A 17904-nucleotide genomic window follows, 5' to 3' on the forward strand; every position below is an offset into this window, starting at 1 on the left:
TTTTAAACGTTTTATTTGAAATAGCACAACAGGTTAACTTATGCAGAAGAAATTGAAGCAGAACGCAAAGATCCGGAAATTGTCGAAATAATAGAGGCGGATCAGGAACAGACATATGAAGAACAGCAGTCGGATGTAGAGGGACAAGGTACAAAAGAAGCTCCACAAATGAATTTCACTTTTAACGTTATCGGCAATAACAATAGCTTCTACAACCATGTTGATACGGTAAATAATTACTATGGAGGAAAGAAGGATGGAAAATAAGCCTCAGTTAAATAAGCCTACCATGCTTCAACAAAATAACACTCCGACGGAAATTAACCTTCCGGGCGATCATAATACGCTTATTGCTCATGCGGACAATGTGAAAAACGAATATAGGTCTACAATTCTGATCACGAATCCTATGCCGGGGATGCAGCAAGGTTACGCGATAGCAGTAACACTAAATCTCGATTTCTATAATTTGATAGTCGTCGCTGGAGATGTCCTTGATGGAACAAATCATGTGATGGTTGATAAAGAGAGAGCTATCACAGAGAGTACGTCAGACGAATTGAAAAAGCGGTATGCTGCACTGACACCGGAGGCTATAGCTGAAATAAAAACGTTTCCAACAATCATAGCCACTGAAAACCATAGTTATGGAAAAACCGATGAAGCGCATTATGCTCACTATGGAATGATCACCGATATAAAAGTTCAAGATAATGGAATAAAGATATACTATCAGTTTTTGAATTCGATTCCACAACAGAAACTAAATGAGCTTTTATTTGAATTAGGTCTGCAGGGAAATTCAAATTTTAATGAGCTTAATCGAATGCATTGGGCAATCAAAAGAATCAATATGGTAGAAGTTTTAAGAGAAAATGGAATTCAAGTTTTCTCTATGTAATACAGCTCGCAGACAGCAATGAATGGAGGTAGAAAATGAGCAAGGAATACGAAGAAATGAACGTAGAAAAATGGGTAAACCTTGAGGATGTAGCAGTACATCTGAGTCTCAGCCAGGATACCGTCAGAACATGGATAAAAGAAGGAAAGCTGCCTTTTTACAAAGCAGGTAAGAGATATAAGTTTAAAATTTCCGAAGTTGATGAGTGGGTTAGAACAGGGAAAATTAAGGAATAAAGGAAAAGAGGTGCGGTGTATTCTATGAAGCCAAAGATGCAATCAGCAATTGAAAGAATAACCTTAAACGATGCGACTTTTACTGGAGAAGTAATTGAGCCGACTTTCGTAAACTTTTTCTACGGAAAGAATGGTGCGGGAAAATCCACAATAGCCAGATCTCTTCGTGACAATACAGGAATAGAATGGAAAAATGGCAAGTCAGCATCAGACTATGATGTGCTTACATACAATACAGAATTTATTGATGCCAATTTCGCCAACTATGGCAATCTGGCCGGTGTATTTACCGTTTGCGAAACAAATATAGAAGTGCAAAAAAAGATAGAGGCCCTTCAAGCTGATAAGAGTGCGGTTGCGGAAGAGTATAAAAAGAAGTTCGAAGCAGCTGAATCAAAGAGAAAGGAAAAAGAAGGTGCCTTAGGAGTATTTCAGGAAGCCTGCTGGAATCAAAGCAAAACACTTAGACCAACATTTGATGCAGCTATAAAGGGTAAGAAGACGAAAGCTCTGTTTGCAGGTGAAATTCTAAAGATTACTCCGGTCCATAATGATGGAATTGCACTTGAAGAAAGAGTAAAGACTCTTTGGGGCGGTGATGATAAGCAGTACGGCAAATTCACTAAGGCGGGGAAAGTTTCTTATGCTTCGCTGCCTGGATTTGATTTAATGGGAAAAGTTGTTGCTAGCAGCAGTGAAACACCGTTTGCAAACTTTATCAAGAAATTAAATGCAACCGACTGGGTAAGACAAGGCCATACGCATTTTGCTGGACAAACGGATGGCAAGTGCCCATACTGCCAGCAAAAATTACCGGTATCATTTGAGGATGATCTGCTCAAATGTTTCGATGCTCAGTATCAGGAGGATATTGCAGCAATCAGTAATTTTCAGTCAGTTTATGTATCTGAAATGAGCAGTTTAGTGCGCACCTTTGAAAGCAATCTTGATGATGTTCTACCGGGACTGAATACAGTTGAGTATCAGACCAAGGTGAAGAATTTCAAAGATGCGATTACCATCAATACTCAGAGAATTGAGGCCAAGGTCAAAGAACCGACTACAGTAGCATCGCTTGAGGATACAGATTCTTTACTGCTGGAAATCGGCAGCATCATCGATCAGATGAATGTTCAGATAGAGGCTCATAATACCCTGGTGGGTGATAAGAAGAATCAGCAATCAAAATGCAGCAAAGAAGTGTGGGAGTATTTGGCTTTTGTACTTCAAGATGCTGTAAAAGAATACAACGATACGCTTGTTAATGCGGATAAGGAATTAAATGCACTTAAAACAGAGCTGAATAATCTGAGAACAAAGGATGGAAATATCACAACTGATATTAGCAATTTGAATAAGCAGGTTGTTAATACCGAGGCCACGATTGAGGGCATCAACAGAATATTAAAGACTTCTGGATTCCAGGGGTTTAATCTTCGTGCAAAGAAAGACGTGCAGAATACATACGAGGTTATTCGCCCAGACGGAACGATTGCTGAGAAATTATCTGAGGGCGAGCGTAATTTCATAGCTTTCTTATATTTTTACCATCTTGTAAGAGGTAGCTTCAGTGACAAGGAAGTGAAGGATAAGATTGTAGTGATTGATGATCCGGTTTCCAGCATGGATAGCAGTGCACTTCTCATCGTAAGTGCACTGGTGCGCGAAATGGTTGAAATCTGTCTGAATAACACGGATTATTTGAACCAGAAAATTGAAGGTAACTTTATTAAACAGATCTTTATTCTGACTCACAATGTCTATTTTCATAATGAGATAACGCCACGTCAGGTTAATAAATACAGAAGTACATCGTTCTATCTCATACGCAAAACAGATAATATTTCGCATATTAAGCTGTGTGTAAGACAGAGCCACACAATGCCGACAGATAAAGAAAATTATAATCCGATTCAGAATTCCTATGCGGCACTGTGGGATGAATACAAAGAACTGAAAACAGTGAATACACTTACGAATGTTGTGCATCATATTCTGGAATATTACTTCATTCAAATTTGCGGATATGCCGGAGCTGATTTACAGAAAATTGTCCTTGACGACAATAAAGACAAATTCGTAGATAACAGTGGTAGTAAGCCGGATTATACGAAACATGAACTGGCGTCGGCACTTCTCTCTTACATTGACAGCAGCCCGGCACTGATTGCGGACGGCTTCAACATTATAGAGACGGGATTTGATGCAGAGCAGATAAAAGAAGTGTTCAAGATGATTTTTGAGGCAATGCAGCAGGAACAGCATTACAAAATGATGATGAATACTGAGTCCTGATTATGTGACAAGGTAAGAATTAAAATAGATTTAGACAGGAATATCTGATCCCGATGAATGGAGGATACAGCAATGGCTGAAAAGCAGACAATTGACGCAATGTGGGATGACTCCCCTGTTGACGTTTCTACAGAGGTGAATTTTATCTGGTCTATCGCAAACAAGCTGCGCGGTACTTACCAGAGTGACAAATACAAGGATGTCATCATTCCGATGGTTATCATCCGCAGATTTGAGTGCGCATTGGCACCAACAAAGCAGAAAGTAGTAGACCAGTTCAAGGCGAATCCGGCATATCCGGCAAAGGCGATGTATCGTGTATCCGGATATCAGTTCTATAACACCAGTGAGTTTGATCTTGCAGAGTTGGTAAATGATGCGGACCATCTTGCAGCGAACTTCAAATCCTATATTCAGGGTTTTTCTGCAAATATTCAGGACATTATTAAGAGCCTGGATTTTGATAAGCAGATTGACAAAATGGACAAGAACAATCGTCTACTCAGTGTAGTAAAGGCTTTCTCGGAATTGGATTTAAATCCGGTGACAATCGATAATGTAAAGATGGGATACATCTTTGAAGATTTGATCAGAAGATTTTCAGAAAATGCTGAGGCCGGTGATCACTATACCGGAAGAGACATCATCAAGCTGATGGTCAATATTCTTCTGGCAGAAGGATGTGATGATATCTTTGACGATGGAAAGGTAATCACCGTATTGGATCAGGCGTGCGGAACCGGTGGTATGCTTTCCACTAGCTACAACTTCATCAAGCGCTACAATCCATCTGCGGATGTGCGTCTGTTTGGTCAGGAAATTAATCCAGAATCATATGCGATCTGTTTGGCTGAGATGATGATTAAAGGCCAGAACGCAGAAAATATTTGCTATCAGGACACGATGAAAGCAGACCGATTCAAGGGAACCAAGATGCGTTTTGTCATTGAGAACCCGCCTTTCGGTACACCCTGGGGCGGTAAAGATGCAGCGGAAGGTGTGGAACAGGCAGTTAATGATGAATATACAAAAGGCTTCGACGGTCGCTGGGGTGCGGGTCTTCCTGGCTCTGGCGATATGCAGATGCTGTTTTTACAGTCTGCTATAGATAAGATGGACGATAATTTTGGCCGCGCTGCCATTATTGAAAATGGTAGTCCACTGTTCTCTGGTGGAACTGCTTCCGGTGAAAGCCAGATTCGTCGTTGGATGCTGGAGAACGATCTGATCGAAGCAATTATCGCACTTCCCACGGATCTTTTCTACAACACAGGTATCGCTACATACATCTGGGTACTTTCCAAGAATAAGAGACGCGAGAGAAAAGGCAAGATTCAGTTGATTGATGCATCGGGATTCTATAGCAAATTACGTAAATCTTTGGGAAATAAGAAAAACGAAATTTCAACGGAGAATCGCTCCGAGATTACGAAGCTTTATGCAGACTTTGCTGAGAATGAATATTGCAAGATTTATAAGAATGAAGAGTTTATCTATCGTGAGTATACCGTGATGCAGCCACTCCAGAGAAGCTATGCCATCATAGGAGAGAGAATTGAAGCAATGCTGTCAAAGGGCTCGCTTTCTTCTCTTTACGATCAGGCTAAAGTAGATGAACTGGAAAATATGGAAGAACTGTCCGGTAAGGACTTAAAGAAACTGGAAAATTACCAGAATAACCAGCCAGTTTATGAATCGATTATTGCGGCGCTGCAGGCGGCAGTATCAGAGCTGGTTTATGATTCACCAAAAGCATTTATACCGGTGCTGACAAAGGCCCTCGCCAATGCAACAGCAGATAAGAAACTGCTTGATAAGATTGCAGATGGTTTGTCTGTCATAGATAAGGATGCTGAAATTCAGAAAGATAAAAAAGGCAATGTTCTCTATGATAAGGAGACCAAAGATACAGAACTGGTGAAATGGGAAGAAAACATCGACGATTATATGGCAAGAGAAGTACTGCCGCATGTTCCGGATGCTAAGGCGTTCTTTGAAGAGGATCTGGGCAAAAAGAAACCAGTCATAAAGACCGGCGCAGAGATTCCGTTTACACGCTACTTCTACAAGTATCAGCAGCCGACACCAAGCGAAGAACTGGAAGTGAAGTTTATGGATTTAGAGCTTTCGGTTTCTGACCGCGTGTCAAAGCTGTTCGGGTAAGGCGGTGATGGTATGCGAGAGATGAAAGACAGCGGTTTGAAATGGATTGGACAGATACCAAATGGATGGGAAGTGAATAGAATAAAATATTTATTCAAAACTGCCAAAGGGTTGTCTGTTACAAAAGATAATCTTATAGAAGAGGGCTTGCCAGTCATAAGCTACGGACAGATACATTCCAAGATAAATACCGGGGTAATCGTTGCTGATGAGTTACGCCGTTTTGTATCGTATGATTACAGAAAATATGTATCATCAAAGTTGGAAAAATTTGATTTTGCATTTGCAGATACATCAGAAGACTATGAAGGGTGTGGTAACTGTGTATATAAAAGAACCGATGATGAATTGTACGGTGGTTATCATGTTGTGATTCTGCATTCGATCAAAAAAGAAGATAATCGCTATTTTGCGTATTTATTTCAAACGGATGCTTGGAGAGAACAAATTCGCACAAAAGCATCTGGAGTTAAAGTATTTAGTGTGACGCAAAAAATTATCAATGAGGCTTCAGTAATAATCCCACCGGTCGAAATGCAAGCTCGCATTTCGAATTTTCTCGATGCCAAGTGTGCTGAGATTGATGCGCTCACAGCAGATATTCAAACGCAGATTGACACCTTAGAGCAATATAAGCGTTCCGTCATTACGGAATCGGTAACCAAGGGGCTGAATCCAGATGTTGAGATGAAGGATAGTGGAACACCGTGGTGCCCACTAATTCCGATACATTGGAAATATGCAAATCCTAAAGCACTATTCACTCAACGCTTAGATAGAGCTTACCCAGGAGATAAGCAGCTAACAGCAAGCCAAGAATATGGGGTTATTTATCAAGATGAGTATATGGAGCTTACTGGTACAAAAATTGTGACAGTCATGAAGGACTTCAGTATATTAAAGCATGTAGAACCTAACGATTTTGTGATTAGTATGAGGAGCTTTCAGGGAGGTCTCGAGTATAGTGAAAGAAGAGGAAGCATTAGTTCTGCCTATGTAATGCTGATTCCAAATAACGAATATGTATATCCACCATTTTATCGCTGGTTTTTTAAGTCAAGCAAATATATAAATGCCATTCAAAGTACTTCTAATCTTGTTCGAGATGGACAAGCAATGCGATATGCTAATTTTGCCCAGGTTCCGCTTTTTATTATTCCACTAGATGAGCAAAAACAGATATCGGAATACCTTGATGAAAAGGTTAGAAAAATTGATGAAATATTGAAAATTAAGAAAAATCAGTTAGAAATACTTGCAGAATATAAAAAATCCCTGATCTACGAATACGTTACCGGAAAGAAGGAGGTGCCATCTATATGATCAGACAAGGTGGATGGTACTGGTATCTTTCCGGTGAAGAGACCAAGCTCGAAAAGCACAAATGCGGCAAGTGGATGTACTTTTTTGAAGATCAGTCCTTTGCACAGCAGATATGTGAGAAGGCCATTGCGGAGCACGTATGCTATGAGTGTAAGTGCACCGACATGGAAGTGCAGCTAGCTCCGACGGGAGTGATTTGCTTTTACTTGAATGGTGATGACATTGAGAATCATAAGCGTGTGATTCAGTTTATGATGGACAATGACCTGATTCGGAAAACCAAGACCGGTAGATACTATAACAACAGCTTCAAGTTTGATGATCAGACTCGTGCCGGTGAGTATGGCGCCGATTTTGAAGGGAAAATTAAACTGGATCAATTTATTGATCTGAAGACAGGAAAATGGATTAGAGGGGAGGTAGAAACGGATGGAAAATAATGCTAGAGATAACATTATATTAGAACAAAGCAAATCCGAAGATACTGTCCGGAGAGCTAAGATATATCATGAAAAATTGATCCATCAGGCATCCATCCTCTCTGAGAAGGAATACCAGAAGTTCTTGTTAGAGCGATTGGAAAAGGACAATGGTTTTGTAGTCCGTAAAGCTACGAATTTTGACCGCTATTATGCCGTGGATCGTGAGATGCTCTTTAAATTCTTGAACGATACACAGCCTGATACAATGAATTATCTGCGTAAAATTTACAAAGATGATCTGGAAGAGACGATTGTTAGCTTCATCAATGCGGAGACTACGAAGACACGTGGCAGTCTGATTGAAGTTCTGAAGCACGGTATCGAGCTCTCGAATCAGAAGATTGAGCTCATGTATACGAAGCCTGCGACTACCTTTAATCCGGAATTGACGAAGAAATACAGCCAGAACATTTTCTCTGTGATGGAGGAGGTCTGGGCCAGCGACAAGGAAAGAATCGATGTGGTTATTTTCCTGAATGGTTTGGCAATTATGGCTTTTGAGCTGAAATGTAATGCGGCAGGTCAGTCTTATCAAGATGCCATCTATCAGTTCCGTACTGATCGAAATCCAAAGACAAGACTTTTCCGGTTCAAAGCGGGAACTCTTGTGAATTTTGCTATGGATTTAGAAGAAGTATATATGACCACTAAACTTGATGGTCAGGCTACATTCTTCTTGCCTTTTAACATGGGTAATGGTCACGGCGTTACTGCAGGAGCTGGAAATCCGGTATTTAAAGATAAATACAGTGTGTCCTATATGTGGGAGGATATTCTTACCAAGGATACGATTCTCGATCTGATCAGCAAGTTTATCTTTGTGGAAGTAAAAGAAAAGGTCGATGAAGAAACCGGAAAAGTGAAGCGCTCGGAAAATCTGATTTTTCCACGTTATCACCAGCTAGATGTTATACGTAAGATACTGGCAGATGTGCGTGAGAATGGTACAGCACAGAATTATCTGATTCAGCATAGTGCAGGATCCGGAAAGACCAACTCTATTGCGTGGCTGGCACACCGGTTAACTTCACTGCATGATGCTAACAACAAGATTATCTTTGACAATGTTGTGATTGTTACAGACCGAGTTGTTGTAGATAGGCAGCTGCAGAAAGCCATCATGGGTATGGAACACAAGGCAGGACTCATCCGTGTGATGGATGATAAGTGTGTGTCCGCGGACCTGGCGATTGCGTTGAATGGCAATACAAAGATTATTGCAACAACGATTCAGAAATTTCCATATATCGTTGATAGTGTAGCTAATTTGAAGAACAAGCGGTTTGCCGTCATCATTGACGAGGCGCATTCTTCGACAGCCGGTAAAGATATGGCTGCTATCACGATGACGCTTGGATCCGGAGAGGATACGGAAGCGGATGTGGAAGATATGATTTCCAGCGAAATCAAGCGGAATGGTAAGCAGGCCAATGTATCAATGTTTGCTTTTACAGCGACACCGAAGCCTACCACTATTCAGCTTTTTGGACATCAGAACACAAAGGGCAAGAAGGAAGCATTTCATGTATATTCCATGAAGCAGGCTATTGAAGAGGGATTTATCCTGGATGTACTGCAGAACTATACGGAGTATTCAACGTTCTATCAGATTAACAAAGAAATTGAGGATGATCCGCGCTGTAAAACCAATGATGCGAAACGCCAGATCGCACGTTTCATAGAATTGCATGATACCAATATTGCGCAGCGTGTGGAAGTGATTGTAGAACATTTCCGCACCACGGTTATGCAGGAATTAGGCGGTCAGGCTAAGGCAATGGTGATTACCGCTTCTCGCCAGAGTGCAGTGAAGTATCGTCAGGCATTTGAAGATTACATTGCGAAGAAAGGATACGAGGGCATTCATGCATTGGTGGCTTTCTCTGGAAAAGTAAAGCTTCCGGATGATGAGCAGGAGTATACGGAAAGCTCTTTGAATGGTTTTCCAGAGGATCGTCTTACAAAGGAATTTGATACGGATAAATATCAGGTACTTCTGGTAGCAAATAAATATCAAACCGGATTTGACCAGCCGAAACTCTGTGCTATGTATGTTCTGAAAAAGCTGAAAGGGGTTAATGCGGTACAGACTTTGTCCCGGTTAAATCGTATCTGTGCACCTTATGATAAAAAGACGTTTGTGCTGGATTTTGTAAATAGCTATGAAGATATCAAATCTGCTTTCGCACCATATTATACAACGACATTACTGGCCAATTCTGTAACACCGAGTGCGGTATATGATCTGGAAGCTAAAATTGATGCTTATGGCATATTAGATCCGGCTGATATCGAAGCGGCTAACGATATCCTGTATGCCGACAAAGTGAATGGTAAGCAGAAACAGAGATTAACCTTTTTCCTTCAGAAGAGCAAGAAGCTGATTGAACATTATGAATACAATACGCAGCGCCAGTGCGTAGCTGATATGAGAAGTTTTGTTCGCTTCTATGAATTTCTGCTGCAGGTGTCCAGCTTTGAAGATACAGATTTACATAAGAAATATAACTTTGTGTCTTATCTGCTGGCTTATATTAATATCAAACATCCAGGCGGTGGTTTTAATCTGGATGGAAAGATTAAGGCTACTAATTTCGTACAGAAGAAGGGCGAAGAACATAAGTCGGCTGATCTTGTTGCCAATCCTGTTATGAAGCTCCCGACAGCAGAGCACTTTGGGCTGACAGAAGACAAGGAAAAGAGACTATCTGAGATCATCGATGAAATTAACAGCCGCACCGGTAAGAATTATGACAATGATTTAGTGGTTAGAGCGATGCTACAAATTCGTGATATCTTGATGAAGTCAGAAAAGTTGAAGACAAGTGCACGCAACAATACGCAGCAGGATTTTGAGTTTTCCTATTTTGATGATATTGATGACGCTTTGATTGAGGGATTGTCACAGAATCAGGACTTCTTCTCCATGCTTCTCTCCAATGATGAGATGAAGCGGCAGGTTCTTGGTATTTTCTCAGCTGAGATATACAAGAGTCTTCGGAATGCAAAATGATAAGGTGGTGATTTGCAATGTTCAATAAAATGCGATTAAAGTCAGCGCTTGTTGAATACAAGAAACGATTTATACAGACACAGTGGCCGGATGAAAAATATAAGTGGGAAGCTGTAAAATGCTTTCAGGTGAACTGGGATGTTAATGCGGATGATTTTGCGGCAATGCTTACAAAGGCATTGTCGCAGACGGGCAATCTGCTGGCTTCAGTAAATAACTTTCCGGCCAAAATGATTATCAAGTTTGCGGAGATAGCACAGGAAGAAGTCAGAGCAATGTTCATCGAGCTCTTTGATGAAGGCAAAGATGTGTATGAACGTATTGACTCTTTCAAGCAGAAATCAAATAGCCTTCTTGAAAGATATGGCAATGGTGCGGCACAGCATTATCAGTATGAGAATGCGATATGCACCTATTTGTGGCTGCGTTATCCGGATAAATATTACATTTATAAACTTACAGAGATAAAGGCAGTTTCCAATGAGCTGGAAAGCGATTATACGTTCAAAAAGGGTGCGTATGCAGATAACATTCGTAATTTTTTTGCTTTCTATAACGAAATCTGTGATGAGTTGAAGCAAGATGAAGAACTCAAAAATATGCTTGCATCAAAAATAACGGGGACTTGCTATCCGGATCCGGAATTAAAAACACTGACGATTGATGTTGGATTCTTTATAAGTCGATACCTAAATAAAGATGAATTAGCACCGACATCAGATGAATGGTGGCCGACAGATTATACTCCTGCATTATCAGTCGATGATTGGGAAGTATTGCTTAATGATGCGGATATATTTACAGACAGTAGCCTTGAAATAATGAAGCGTATTCTTGATTATGGAGGGAAGGCTACCTGCACTCAGCTTGCAATAAAATACGGTGAAAGTAAGAATTTCTATAATTCAGGATCATCAGCGTTGGCCAGAAGGATTGTAAATAAAACAAACTGCCCAATCATGTTGCGGGACAACGATGAAAGTAAATGGTGGTCAGTTCTTTATGTTGGCAAGGCTGCCAAGAAGGATGAAGAAGGATCTTATGTTTGGAAGCTTAGAGATGAGCTTGCAGAAGCTCTTGGACGAGTTGATTTGTCTAAGGTTAATTTGTATGCAAATTTAGAGCCTAATTTCTGGAAGATAAGCCATGGTAATGACTGTATTTCTGATGTAGAAGCAGCGGCATTTGAAAAAAGACAAGTAATTGTGGTACACAAAGATACAGCTGCAAAGGGTAAATCAAAAGTATCTCAGGGCGAAGACTTTATGGCTACAATGAAGAAAGGCGATTTCTTCTATTTGTGCCGTGGAAACAGCATACGTCTTTTGGGACGCATTGAGTCGGATGAAGTAATTGAAAATCCAGAAAAGCAGGATGGCTGGTATGAGAGAAGTTATACGGTTATTACGGAGTCTCGTGATACAAGTGCCTATTCTGGTAATAAAAAGTGGTGGACGCCAAACGAAAACTCAACTTGCATTGTTGTTCCAAAAAGTGAAACGCAGCTCTTTGAAGACTATATCTTAAAGCCTTATTTTGACATTACAAAAGAAGAACTTCTGAAGAATGATGCATCAGGTTTGCACTACTGGTTTTTAAATGCAAATCCTAAAATATGGAGTATGTCCAGTATGCCAATTGGTGAGGTTCAGGACTATACCCTTTATAACGATAATGGAAATAAACGCAGGATTTTTCAGAACTTTTTAGATGCTAAGGCTGGTGACATGGTAATTGGTTATGAATCGACACCAGTAAAGCAGATCGTTGCAATTCTGCGCGTTAGTGCGGAGCAAGATGGACAAAAAATCTATTTTGAGAAAGTAGAAGGCCTTTCCTCTCCTATTGATTTTTCGACGTTGAAAGAATGCTCAGAGCTTGAGAAGATGGAATATTTCTCTATGACACAGGGCAGCTTGTTTAAGCTTACACGTGGAGAATATGATTTTATCATCGACATGATCCGAGAGGAAAATCCGGCTCCCTCAGGGAAAGGCAATACCGAATATACGAAAACAGATTTTTTAAGAGAAGTCTATATGACAGAAGCCCAATACGATAGGCTTGCGGCGGTTCTGAAAAAGAAAAAGAACATTATTCTGCAAGGAGCACCAGGAGTTGGAAAGACATTTGCAGCTAAAAGATTAGCCTACTCTGTGATGGGTGAAAAAGATGATGACCGTATCGAATTTGTTCAGTTCCATCAGAATTATTCTTATGAAGATTTCATGATGGGCTATAAGCCTGTGGAAAATGGATTCGAACTAAAATATGGTATTTTCTATCGTTTTTGCCAAAAGGCTGCAAACCATCCGGATAAAGATTATTTCTTCATCATAGATGAAATCAACCGTGGAAACATGAGTAAGATTTTCGGAGAACTGCTGATGCTGATAGAGGCAGATTATCGAGATAAAAAAGCAACGCTTGCATATAATGGCCTGAGCTTTTCGGTTCCTAAGAGATTACATATTATCGGAATGATGAATACCGCAGACCGAAGTCTGGCAATGATTGATTATGCATTAAGACGTAGATTCAGCTTTTTCGATATGGAACCAGGCTTTGATTCGGAGGGATTTATAAATTATCAGAATAGCTTTGCAAATGAAACATTCAACACTCTCATTGAGCGTATTAAGGAACTCAACAAGGAAATAGCTCAGGATAAGTCTCTGGGTAAAGGCTTCTGCATAGGGCATAGCTATTTCTGTAATGCGGATGACTGCACAGAAGAATGGATGAAGGACGTTGTTGATTTTGATATTTTACCGATGCTCAGTGAATACTGGTTTGATGAAAGTTCAAAGTTACAGCGGTGGGAGAACATCTTGCACGGTGTATTTCAATGACAAAAGATAAGAGCATATTCATCAAAAATATATATTATATGCTGTCCTATGCTTTTCAAACGTTGAACCAGGAAAACTACGATGATGTAGCAGTTGAATCGTTTGACGAGATGTATGATTTATTGGCTGCGATTCTTGCAAGGGGGATTGGAATTCAGCTGAAACAAGGCCTCTACCGGGAGTATATAAACCGTCAGGAGGAACTCCCGGTAATGCGCGGAAAGATTAACATGCCAGGAACAATTAAGAATCGACTGGCACGTAAGCAGTTACTGACATGTGATTATGATGAGTTGTCTGAGAATAATCTTTTCAATCAAATAATTAAGACGACGGTTATGCTGTTACTGCGAAATGCAAAGGTTAAGGCGGAGTACAAGGATGATTTGAAAAAGAAGATGTTATTCTTTTCCGACGTTGATACGCTTGAGCCAACCTCCATACGGTGGTCATTTATTAGATTTCAGCGAAATAATCAGACTTACAGGATGCTTATAAGTATTTGCCAGCTGATAATTGAGGGTATGCTTATCACAACAGATGCTGGAGAGTATAGGCTTGCATCATTTGTGGATGAGCAACGTATGTGTAGACTGTATGAGAAATTTATTCTTGAGTATTACAGTAAGCATTTTCCTGAGCTGTCAGTCAGTGCCTCTCAGATACCTTGGTCTGTGGATGACGGAATCAGAACGATGCTGCCGGTAATGCAGAGTGATATTCATCTGCAAAAAGGTAATACCGTACTGATTATTGATGCGAAACATTATAGTCATACAACTCAAACGCAGTATGACAAACATACGCTCCATTCAAATAATATGTACCAGATATTCACGTACGTGAAGAATCGCGATTATGAATTTGGAGATGAAGATCACAAGGTTTCCGGGATGTTGCTGTATGCAAAAACGGAAGAAGAGATTCAACCGGACAACGTGTATCAAATGCATGGTAACCAGATTACCGTCAGAACATTGGACTTGAATTTGCCATTTTCGGATATTGCTAAGCAACTGAATACCATTGCGGAAACGCACTTTGATTTACCGGAGAGGAGCAAGGGATGACAAACGAAGAAAAGATAATGAAGTTTAGGCAGTTGCTCTCAAATATAAATGTTACCAATAGCTATGAGGTGCTTGAAGAGACTGGGGACCTAAAAACAAACTACTGGGATTACATGATCACAGAGCCTATAAATTGCAATGAAGAGTTAAAGCGATTGGAACATGCTGATTATGATTTATGTTCAGCTTTGTTAACGATGCTATTACGAGAAGATCATTTTTGTAATGGTGCTTTTGATCAGAGAGTGGAATCCGGGCAAGTTGAATGTATTGTTCAGCGAATGATAAAATTGCTTGAAAAATAAGGAAAGGTTTATTTATAGCATTTATCTGCAACAGGATTCAGTTATTCGAAAAATTCGAATAACTCATAATTACCAGAGTGGTCAGTTATCCGATAATTTTGGATAACTGCTGGTAGTGGTTATTCACAGGACGAAATTGGAAAAACAGTATTTACCCAATTCGCAAATTAGTTTAAATGAACTATTCGGAATTTCCGGATAGTTCAAATCTAATGGAAACTAGAGCATATGTGATACAGATAAAATGATGACCGGATTCCAGGTCGGGACGGTGAAATCCGGCAACTCAACTCCCTGCGAGTGTATGGCCAATCAGAGGTCAGAGCGGATGGATTGTGTAGGAGTTGAGCGTTCTTCACTGTCTCAACTGTCGAGACAGTGGCAGGGAGCAGCAGTGTAAAATTGCCTTGCATTATATAGGTAGTAAAGGGCTTATACCGATTTGTTCCCATGGACTTCGATGGCCAAGACCGTGATATAGATGTTAAATTTGCCACAGATTGCATCGGTTTGAAGCCGTGAATGTGCGGTTTCAGAAGTTGTGGACATGTTTCCGTTTTGATAGGATAAGTTTCCGCAAACGGGCACAAAGCCTGACATCAATCAGAAGGTATCGTGCCATGTGGAGACGGTTGTCTTGATGTCAAAAGTACAGAAGTAAGAACTGCAAATAGTCTTGAAATAAAGGGATTTCGAAAGTTTGGAGTAAATATTATAGGTTTGCTCCATGCTCTCTTTTTTGTGTCTGAGAGAACTGGTCTACTGCGATTTTTCGGTATGGTTGAGTTGACAAGATGAACATTGGCATAGGTTGAGTTGATAGGATTATTGAATTGGCTAATTACTATATGTTATTATTGGTTTATATTGATTAGGCGTCAGAGGGGAGGAGAATAAAATATGCAGAGAAATTCAAAGGTACATTTTATACCTCCGATACCGAAGAGAGAGCAACATGTCGGTATTTATTGTCGTGTTAGCACAAACAGTATGGAGCAACTGCAAAGCTGACTGCTCAAGTATCTCATTTGACAAGACTGACGGCTGCCATGCCGCAATGGGTGTTGGCAGGTGTTTATATGGATATTGCTACCAGCAAGACAGGTTCATCAAGGAAAGAATTCAATCGTCTGCTGGAAGATTGCGATTCGAGGAAGATTGAGATAGTAATTACGAAAAATATCAGCAGATTTGGAAGGGATACTGTAGAAATTTTGGATGCCTTGAATCAACTGAGAACATTAGGCGTTCGTGTAATATTTGAGCAGGAGGAACTGGATACTGCGAATACGGATAGCGACTTAATGATTTCAATAATTGAATCGCTTGCATAGACTGAAAATGAATCCCGTAGTGAAAATATAAAATGGGGCATTAAGCAACGAGCAGCGTCAGGAACTTCAAAACTGTATGACAGGAAGTGCTATGGATATAAACATGATAAGGATGGCAAGTTGATTATTGATGAACAAAAAGCTGAAAATGTTAAACTGATATTTGATTTGTATCTTAGCGGTCAAAGTGTTATAGGAATTATCAAAGAGCTGGAAAAACGGAATATTCTCTCACCTACCGGAAAAGAGAAATGGTGTAAGAGAACGATTGATGTAATGCTTAGTAATGAGAAATATACTGGAGATGTCCGGCTTCTAAAATCGGGTAAAAGTGAGGTTCAATATCTGTCTTTGAATAATAATCCTACGATAATTTCAAAAGAAGCGTTTGAGGCTGTGCAGATTGAAAAGAAACAGAGAAGTAATATGGTAAAAGATGAGAATGGATGGCAGAGAAAAAATGAGAAATATAGTTCAAAAAAGAAAATCGAAAACAAATAGCATTTGAAGATATAACCAGAAAAATAATAACTAAAATGGGGTGATTTTTTGCAATCAAATAATAATGAGTTATATAGGCGCCATATTGCAACACATTCTGAACGTTCAGCAGAAGATCGTGCAGCAGTTTCAACTTTAGAAACATTCCTGACTTCAGATGGAAAAATTAATACAGATTTCTCTTGTGATGATAAGTGGCCAAATCATGATGGTACATTTGAGTTTGTTTCGGAACCCGAAATATCTAGATGTCCAGAACAGAACTTTATAGTTCAGATAAAAGGAACGCATAATTATAAAGACGTTGATGGAATTATTTCGTATAGCTTGACAAGCTTAGCATTTCCAGCTTTTATAGCTAGTGAAGTAACTGCAGATCCAGGAATTTTATTTATTGTTTTAAATCCGGATGTCAGAGGCAAGAAACGTGTTTTTTGGAAATATTTGTCTCCCAGTTTTATCCAATCTATAGACTTTGGAAAAAATAGTACTACAATTAAACTCAGTTCTGAAGATGAGATAGAAGATACAGATGAAAGCGTTAATATGTTCTGTCATAAACTTCAAAAAATTATCGATATCCATTTGTTCCTGAGTAAATTAGATAAGGATAATCTCAGAAAAGAAGAAGCTGTAAAAATCATTGAAACTAGATGTGAGGATATATCACTAGAGATTGATAGAATTAGTGATGGTAACAAATCTCGCGACTGTATATCCAGAAGAATTGTGAATGGATTATATGATTTGTGTTATGCTGTTTTAGTTTTAAATGCAATAAATCTGGGATATATGAATGTCAATGAAAGATTGGCATGGGAGTTATCTCAATTTAATATTGAAACTAAATATTTGAGTAACTTTTTGAAAGGTCTTAAATATATTGGATCAAGAATTCCAGAAGAAGGTCAATCAGAAAGGTTGATGCTGAAATACTACAACTATCTTTGGGAAATTAGAAGGTTCTTAAAAACTAATTTCAATATTGATGTATTGAGAAATCTGGAAAGATTTCCTTTGAATACGGATACTCTTGATGTAGAGTATTATGAAATGGTAGCTTCGAGCATTTGTGCAATTGATTTATCACCAAAAGCACCGAGGACTTCCAGATATTATATTCAAAAAAAGACACCTTTCTTTGTTAATGGGGAAAGATATTTTGAAATCACGTTACAGCTCGCCGGATTGTATGCAACGAAATTTAATCGTATAACTGTATATAGCAAGCAAAATATATCAACTAATTACTCAATACAGATTGCATATGCCGATGCAGAAATTAACCTTTGGGGAGCAAAAAGTAAAATTAAAGTAGTAACGAATTGGAAGGTGTCTATTGATCCTTCATGTTTGAATAAGTTAGGGAAAATCTTAAAAATTGATATTAACTTAACCTGTTGTGCTAGATAAAATAATATAAAGAAAC

13 protein-coding genes are annotated in these 17904 nt (G+C 39.4%); all 13 read left to right on the forward strand.

Annotation, left to right across the window (positions count from 1 at the left end; genetic code table 11):
- Nucleotides 1–256 precede the first annotated feature (256 nt).
- The 13 genes from DW677_RS16355 to DW677_RS16410 all read left to right on the forward strand — a co-directional run bounded on the left by DW677_RS16355 (nucleotide 257) and on the right by DW677_RS16410 (nucleotide 17888).
- The gene (locus DW677_RS16355) at nucleotides 257–901 is read left to right on the forward strand and encodes a hypothetical protein (protein WP_117567821.1); all 645 of its coding nucleotides are present in this window, start codon (nucleotides 257–259) and stop codon (nucleotides 899–901) included.
- Between the two features lie 35 nt (nucleotides 902–936).
- Entirely contained in the window at nucleotides 937–1137 is a 201-nt protein-coding gene (locus tag DW677_RS16360; RefSeq protein WP_117567822.1) for a helix-turn-helix domain-containing protein, read from the forward strand.
- Nucleotides 1138–1161: 24 nt separating this feature from the next.
- Complete coding sequence (locus DW677_RS16365; protein ID WP_117567823.1) at nucleotides 1162–3432, forward strand: AAA family ATPase; 2271 nt, start codon at nucleotides 1162–1164, stop codon at nucleotides 3430–3432.
- Between the two features lie 72 nt (nucleotides 3433–3504).
- Complete coding sequence (locus DW677_RS16370; RefSeq protein ID WP_117567824.1) at nucleotides 3505–5595, forward strand: class I SAM-dependent DNA methyltransferase; 2091 nt, start codon at nucleotides 3505–3507, stop codon at nucleotides 5593–5595.
- A 12-nt stretch (nucleotides 5596–5607) separates the two neighbouring features.
- Nucleotides 5608–6918: a restriction endonuclease subunit S gene (locus DW677_RS16375; RefSeq protein ID WP_117567825.1), complete on the forward strand. Its 1311-nt coding sequence runs from the start codon at nucleotides 5608–5610 to the stop codon at nucleotides 6916–6918.
- Nucleotides 6915–7358 carry a hypothetical protein gene (locus tag DW677_RS16380; RefSeq protein WP_117567826.1) on the forward strand — a complete coding sequence of 148 codons (444 nt, stop codon included), beginning with the start codon at nucleotides 6915–6917 and terminating at the stop codon, nucleotides 7356–7358. The genes DW677_RS16375 and DW677_RS16380 overlap by 4 nt, the downstream gene beginning before the upstream one ends.
- Nucleotides 7348–10413, forward strand: a complete 3066-nt coding sequence (locus DW677_RS16385) for a DEAD/DEAH box helicase family protein (RefSeq protein WP_117567827.1) — start codon at nucleotides 7348–7350, stop codon at nucleotides 10411–10413. Before DW677_RS16380 ends, DW677_RS16385 begins: the two co-directional genes overlap by 11 nt.
- A 17-nt stretch (nucleotides 10414–10430) precedes the next feature.
- Nucleotides 10431–13265, forward strand: coding sequence for an AAA family ATPase (locus DW677_RS16390; protein ID WP_117567828.1), 2835 nt, complete (start codon nucleotides 10431–10433; stop codon nucleotides 13263–13265).
- Nucleotides 13262–14335 (forward strand): 5-methylcytosine-specific restriction endonuclease system specificity protein McrC, encoded by a 1074-nt coding sequence (gene mcrC, locus DW677_RS16395; protein WP_117567829.1) that lies wholly within the window; start codon nucleotides 13262–13264, stop codon nucleotides 14333–14335. Before DW677_RS16390 ends, mcrC begins: the two co-directional genes overlap by 4 nt.
- A complete protein-coding gene (locus tag DW677_RS16400; RefSeq protein ID WP_117567830.1) occupies nucleotides 14332–14640 on the forward strand; it encodes a DUF6508 domain-containing protein in 309 nt (102 codons plus the stop codon). The genes mcrC and DW677_RS16400 overlap by 4 nt, the downstream gene beginning before the upstream one ends.
- Nucleotides 14641–15689: 1049 nt before the next feature.
- Entirely contained in the window at nucleotides 15690–15974 is a 285-nt protein-coding gene (locus DW677_RS18935) for a recombinase family protein (protein WP_242992211.1), read from the forward strand.
- A 120-nt stretch (nucleotides 15975–16094) separates the two neighbouring features.
- Nucleotides 16095–16475 (forward strand): recombinase family protein, encoded by a 381-nt coding sequence (locus DW677_RS18940; RefSeq protein WP_242992209.1) that lies wholly within the window; start codon nucleotides 16095–16097, stop codon nucleotides 16473–16475.
- A 48-nt stretch (nucleotides 16476–16523) separates the two neighbouring features.
- The gene (locus DW677_RS16410) at nucleotides 16524–17888 is read left to right on the forward strand and encodes a hypothetical protein (protein WP_181968386.1); all 1365 of its coding nucleotides are present in this window, start codon (nucleotides 16524–16526) and stop codon (nucleotides 17886–17888) included.
- Nucleotides 17889–17904: the final 16 nt, after the last annotated feature.

Origin of the sequence: Clostridium sp. AM25-23AC, from assembly GCF_003435125.1 — a bacterium.
Classification (GTDB): domain Bacteria; phylum Bacillota; class Clostridia; order Lachnospirales; family Lachnospiraceae; genus Pilosibacter; species Pilosibacter fragilis.

Bases quoted from the DNA above. Each gene is read 5' to 3' on its own strand.
- DW677_RS16370 (WP_117567824.1), top strand. From the start codon at position 3,505: ATGGCTGAAAAGCAGACAATTGACGCAATGTGGGATGACTCCCCTGTT.
- DW677_RS16375 (WP_117567825.1), top strand. From the start codon at position 5,608: ATGCGAGAGATGAAAGACAGCGGTTTGAAATGGATTGGACAGATACCA.
- DW677_RS16385 (WP_117567827.1), top strand. From the start codon at position 7,348: ATGGAAAATAATGCTAGAGATAACATTATATTAGAACAAAGCAAATCC.
- DW677_RS16400 (WP_117567830.1), top strand. From the start codon at position 14,332: ATGACAAACGAAGAAAAGATAATGAAGTTTAGGCAGTTGCTCTCAAAT.
- DW677_RS18935 (WP_242992211.1), top strand. From the start codon at position 15,690: ATGCCGCAATGGGTGTTGGCAGGTGTTTATATGGATATTGCTACCAGC.
- DW677_RS16390 (WP_117567828.1), top strand. From the start codon at position 10,431: ATGTTCAATAAAATGCGATTAAAGTCAGCGCTTGTTGAATACAAGAAA.
- mcrC (WP_117567829.1), top strand. From the start codon at position 13,262: ATGACAAAAGATAAGAGCATATTCATCAAAAATATATATTATATGCTG.
- DW677_RS16365 (WP_117567823.1), top strand. From the start codon at position 1,162: ATGAAGCCAAAGATGCAATCAGCAATTGAAAGAATAACCTTAAACGAT.
- DW677_RS16380 (WP_117567826.1), top strand. From the start codon at position 6,915: ATGATCAGACAAGGTGGATGGTACTGGTATCTTTCCGGTGAAGAGACC.
- DW677_RS16355 (WP_117567821.1), top strand. From the start codon at position 257: ATGGAAAATAAGCCTCAGTTAAATAAGCCTACCATGCTTCAACAAAAT.
- DW677_RS16360 (WP_117567822.1), top strand. From the start codon at position 937: ATGAGCAAGGAATACGAAGAAATGAACGTAGAAAAATGGGTAAACCTT.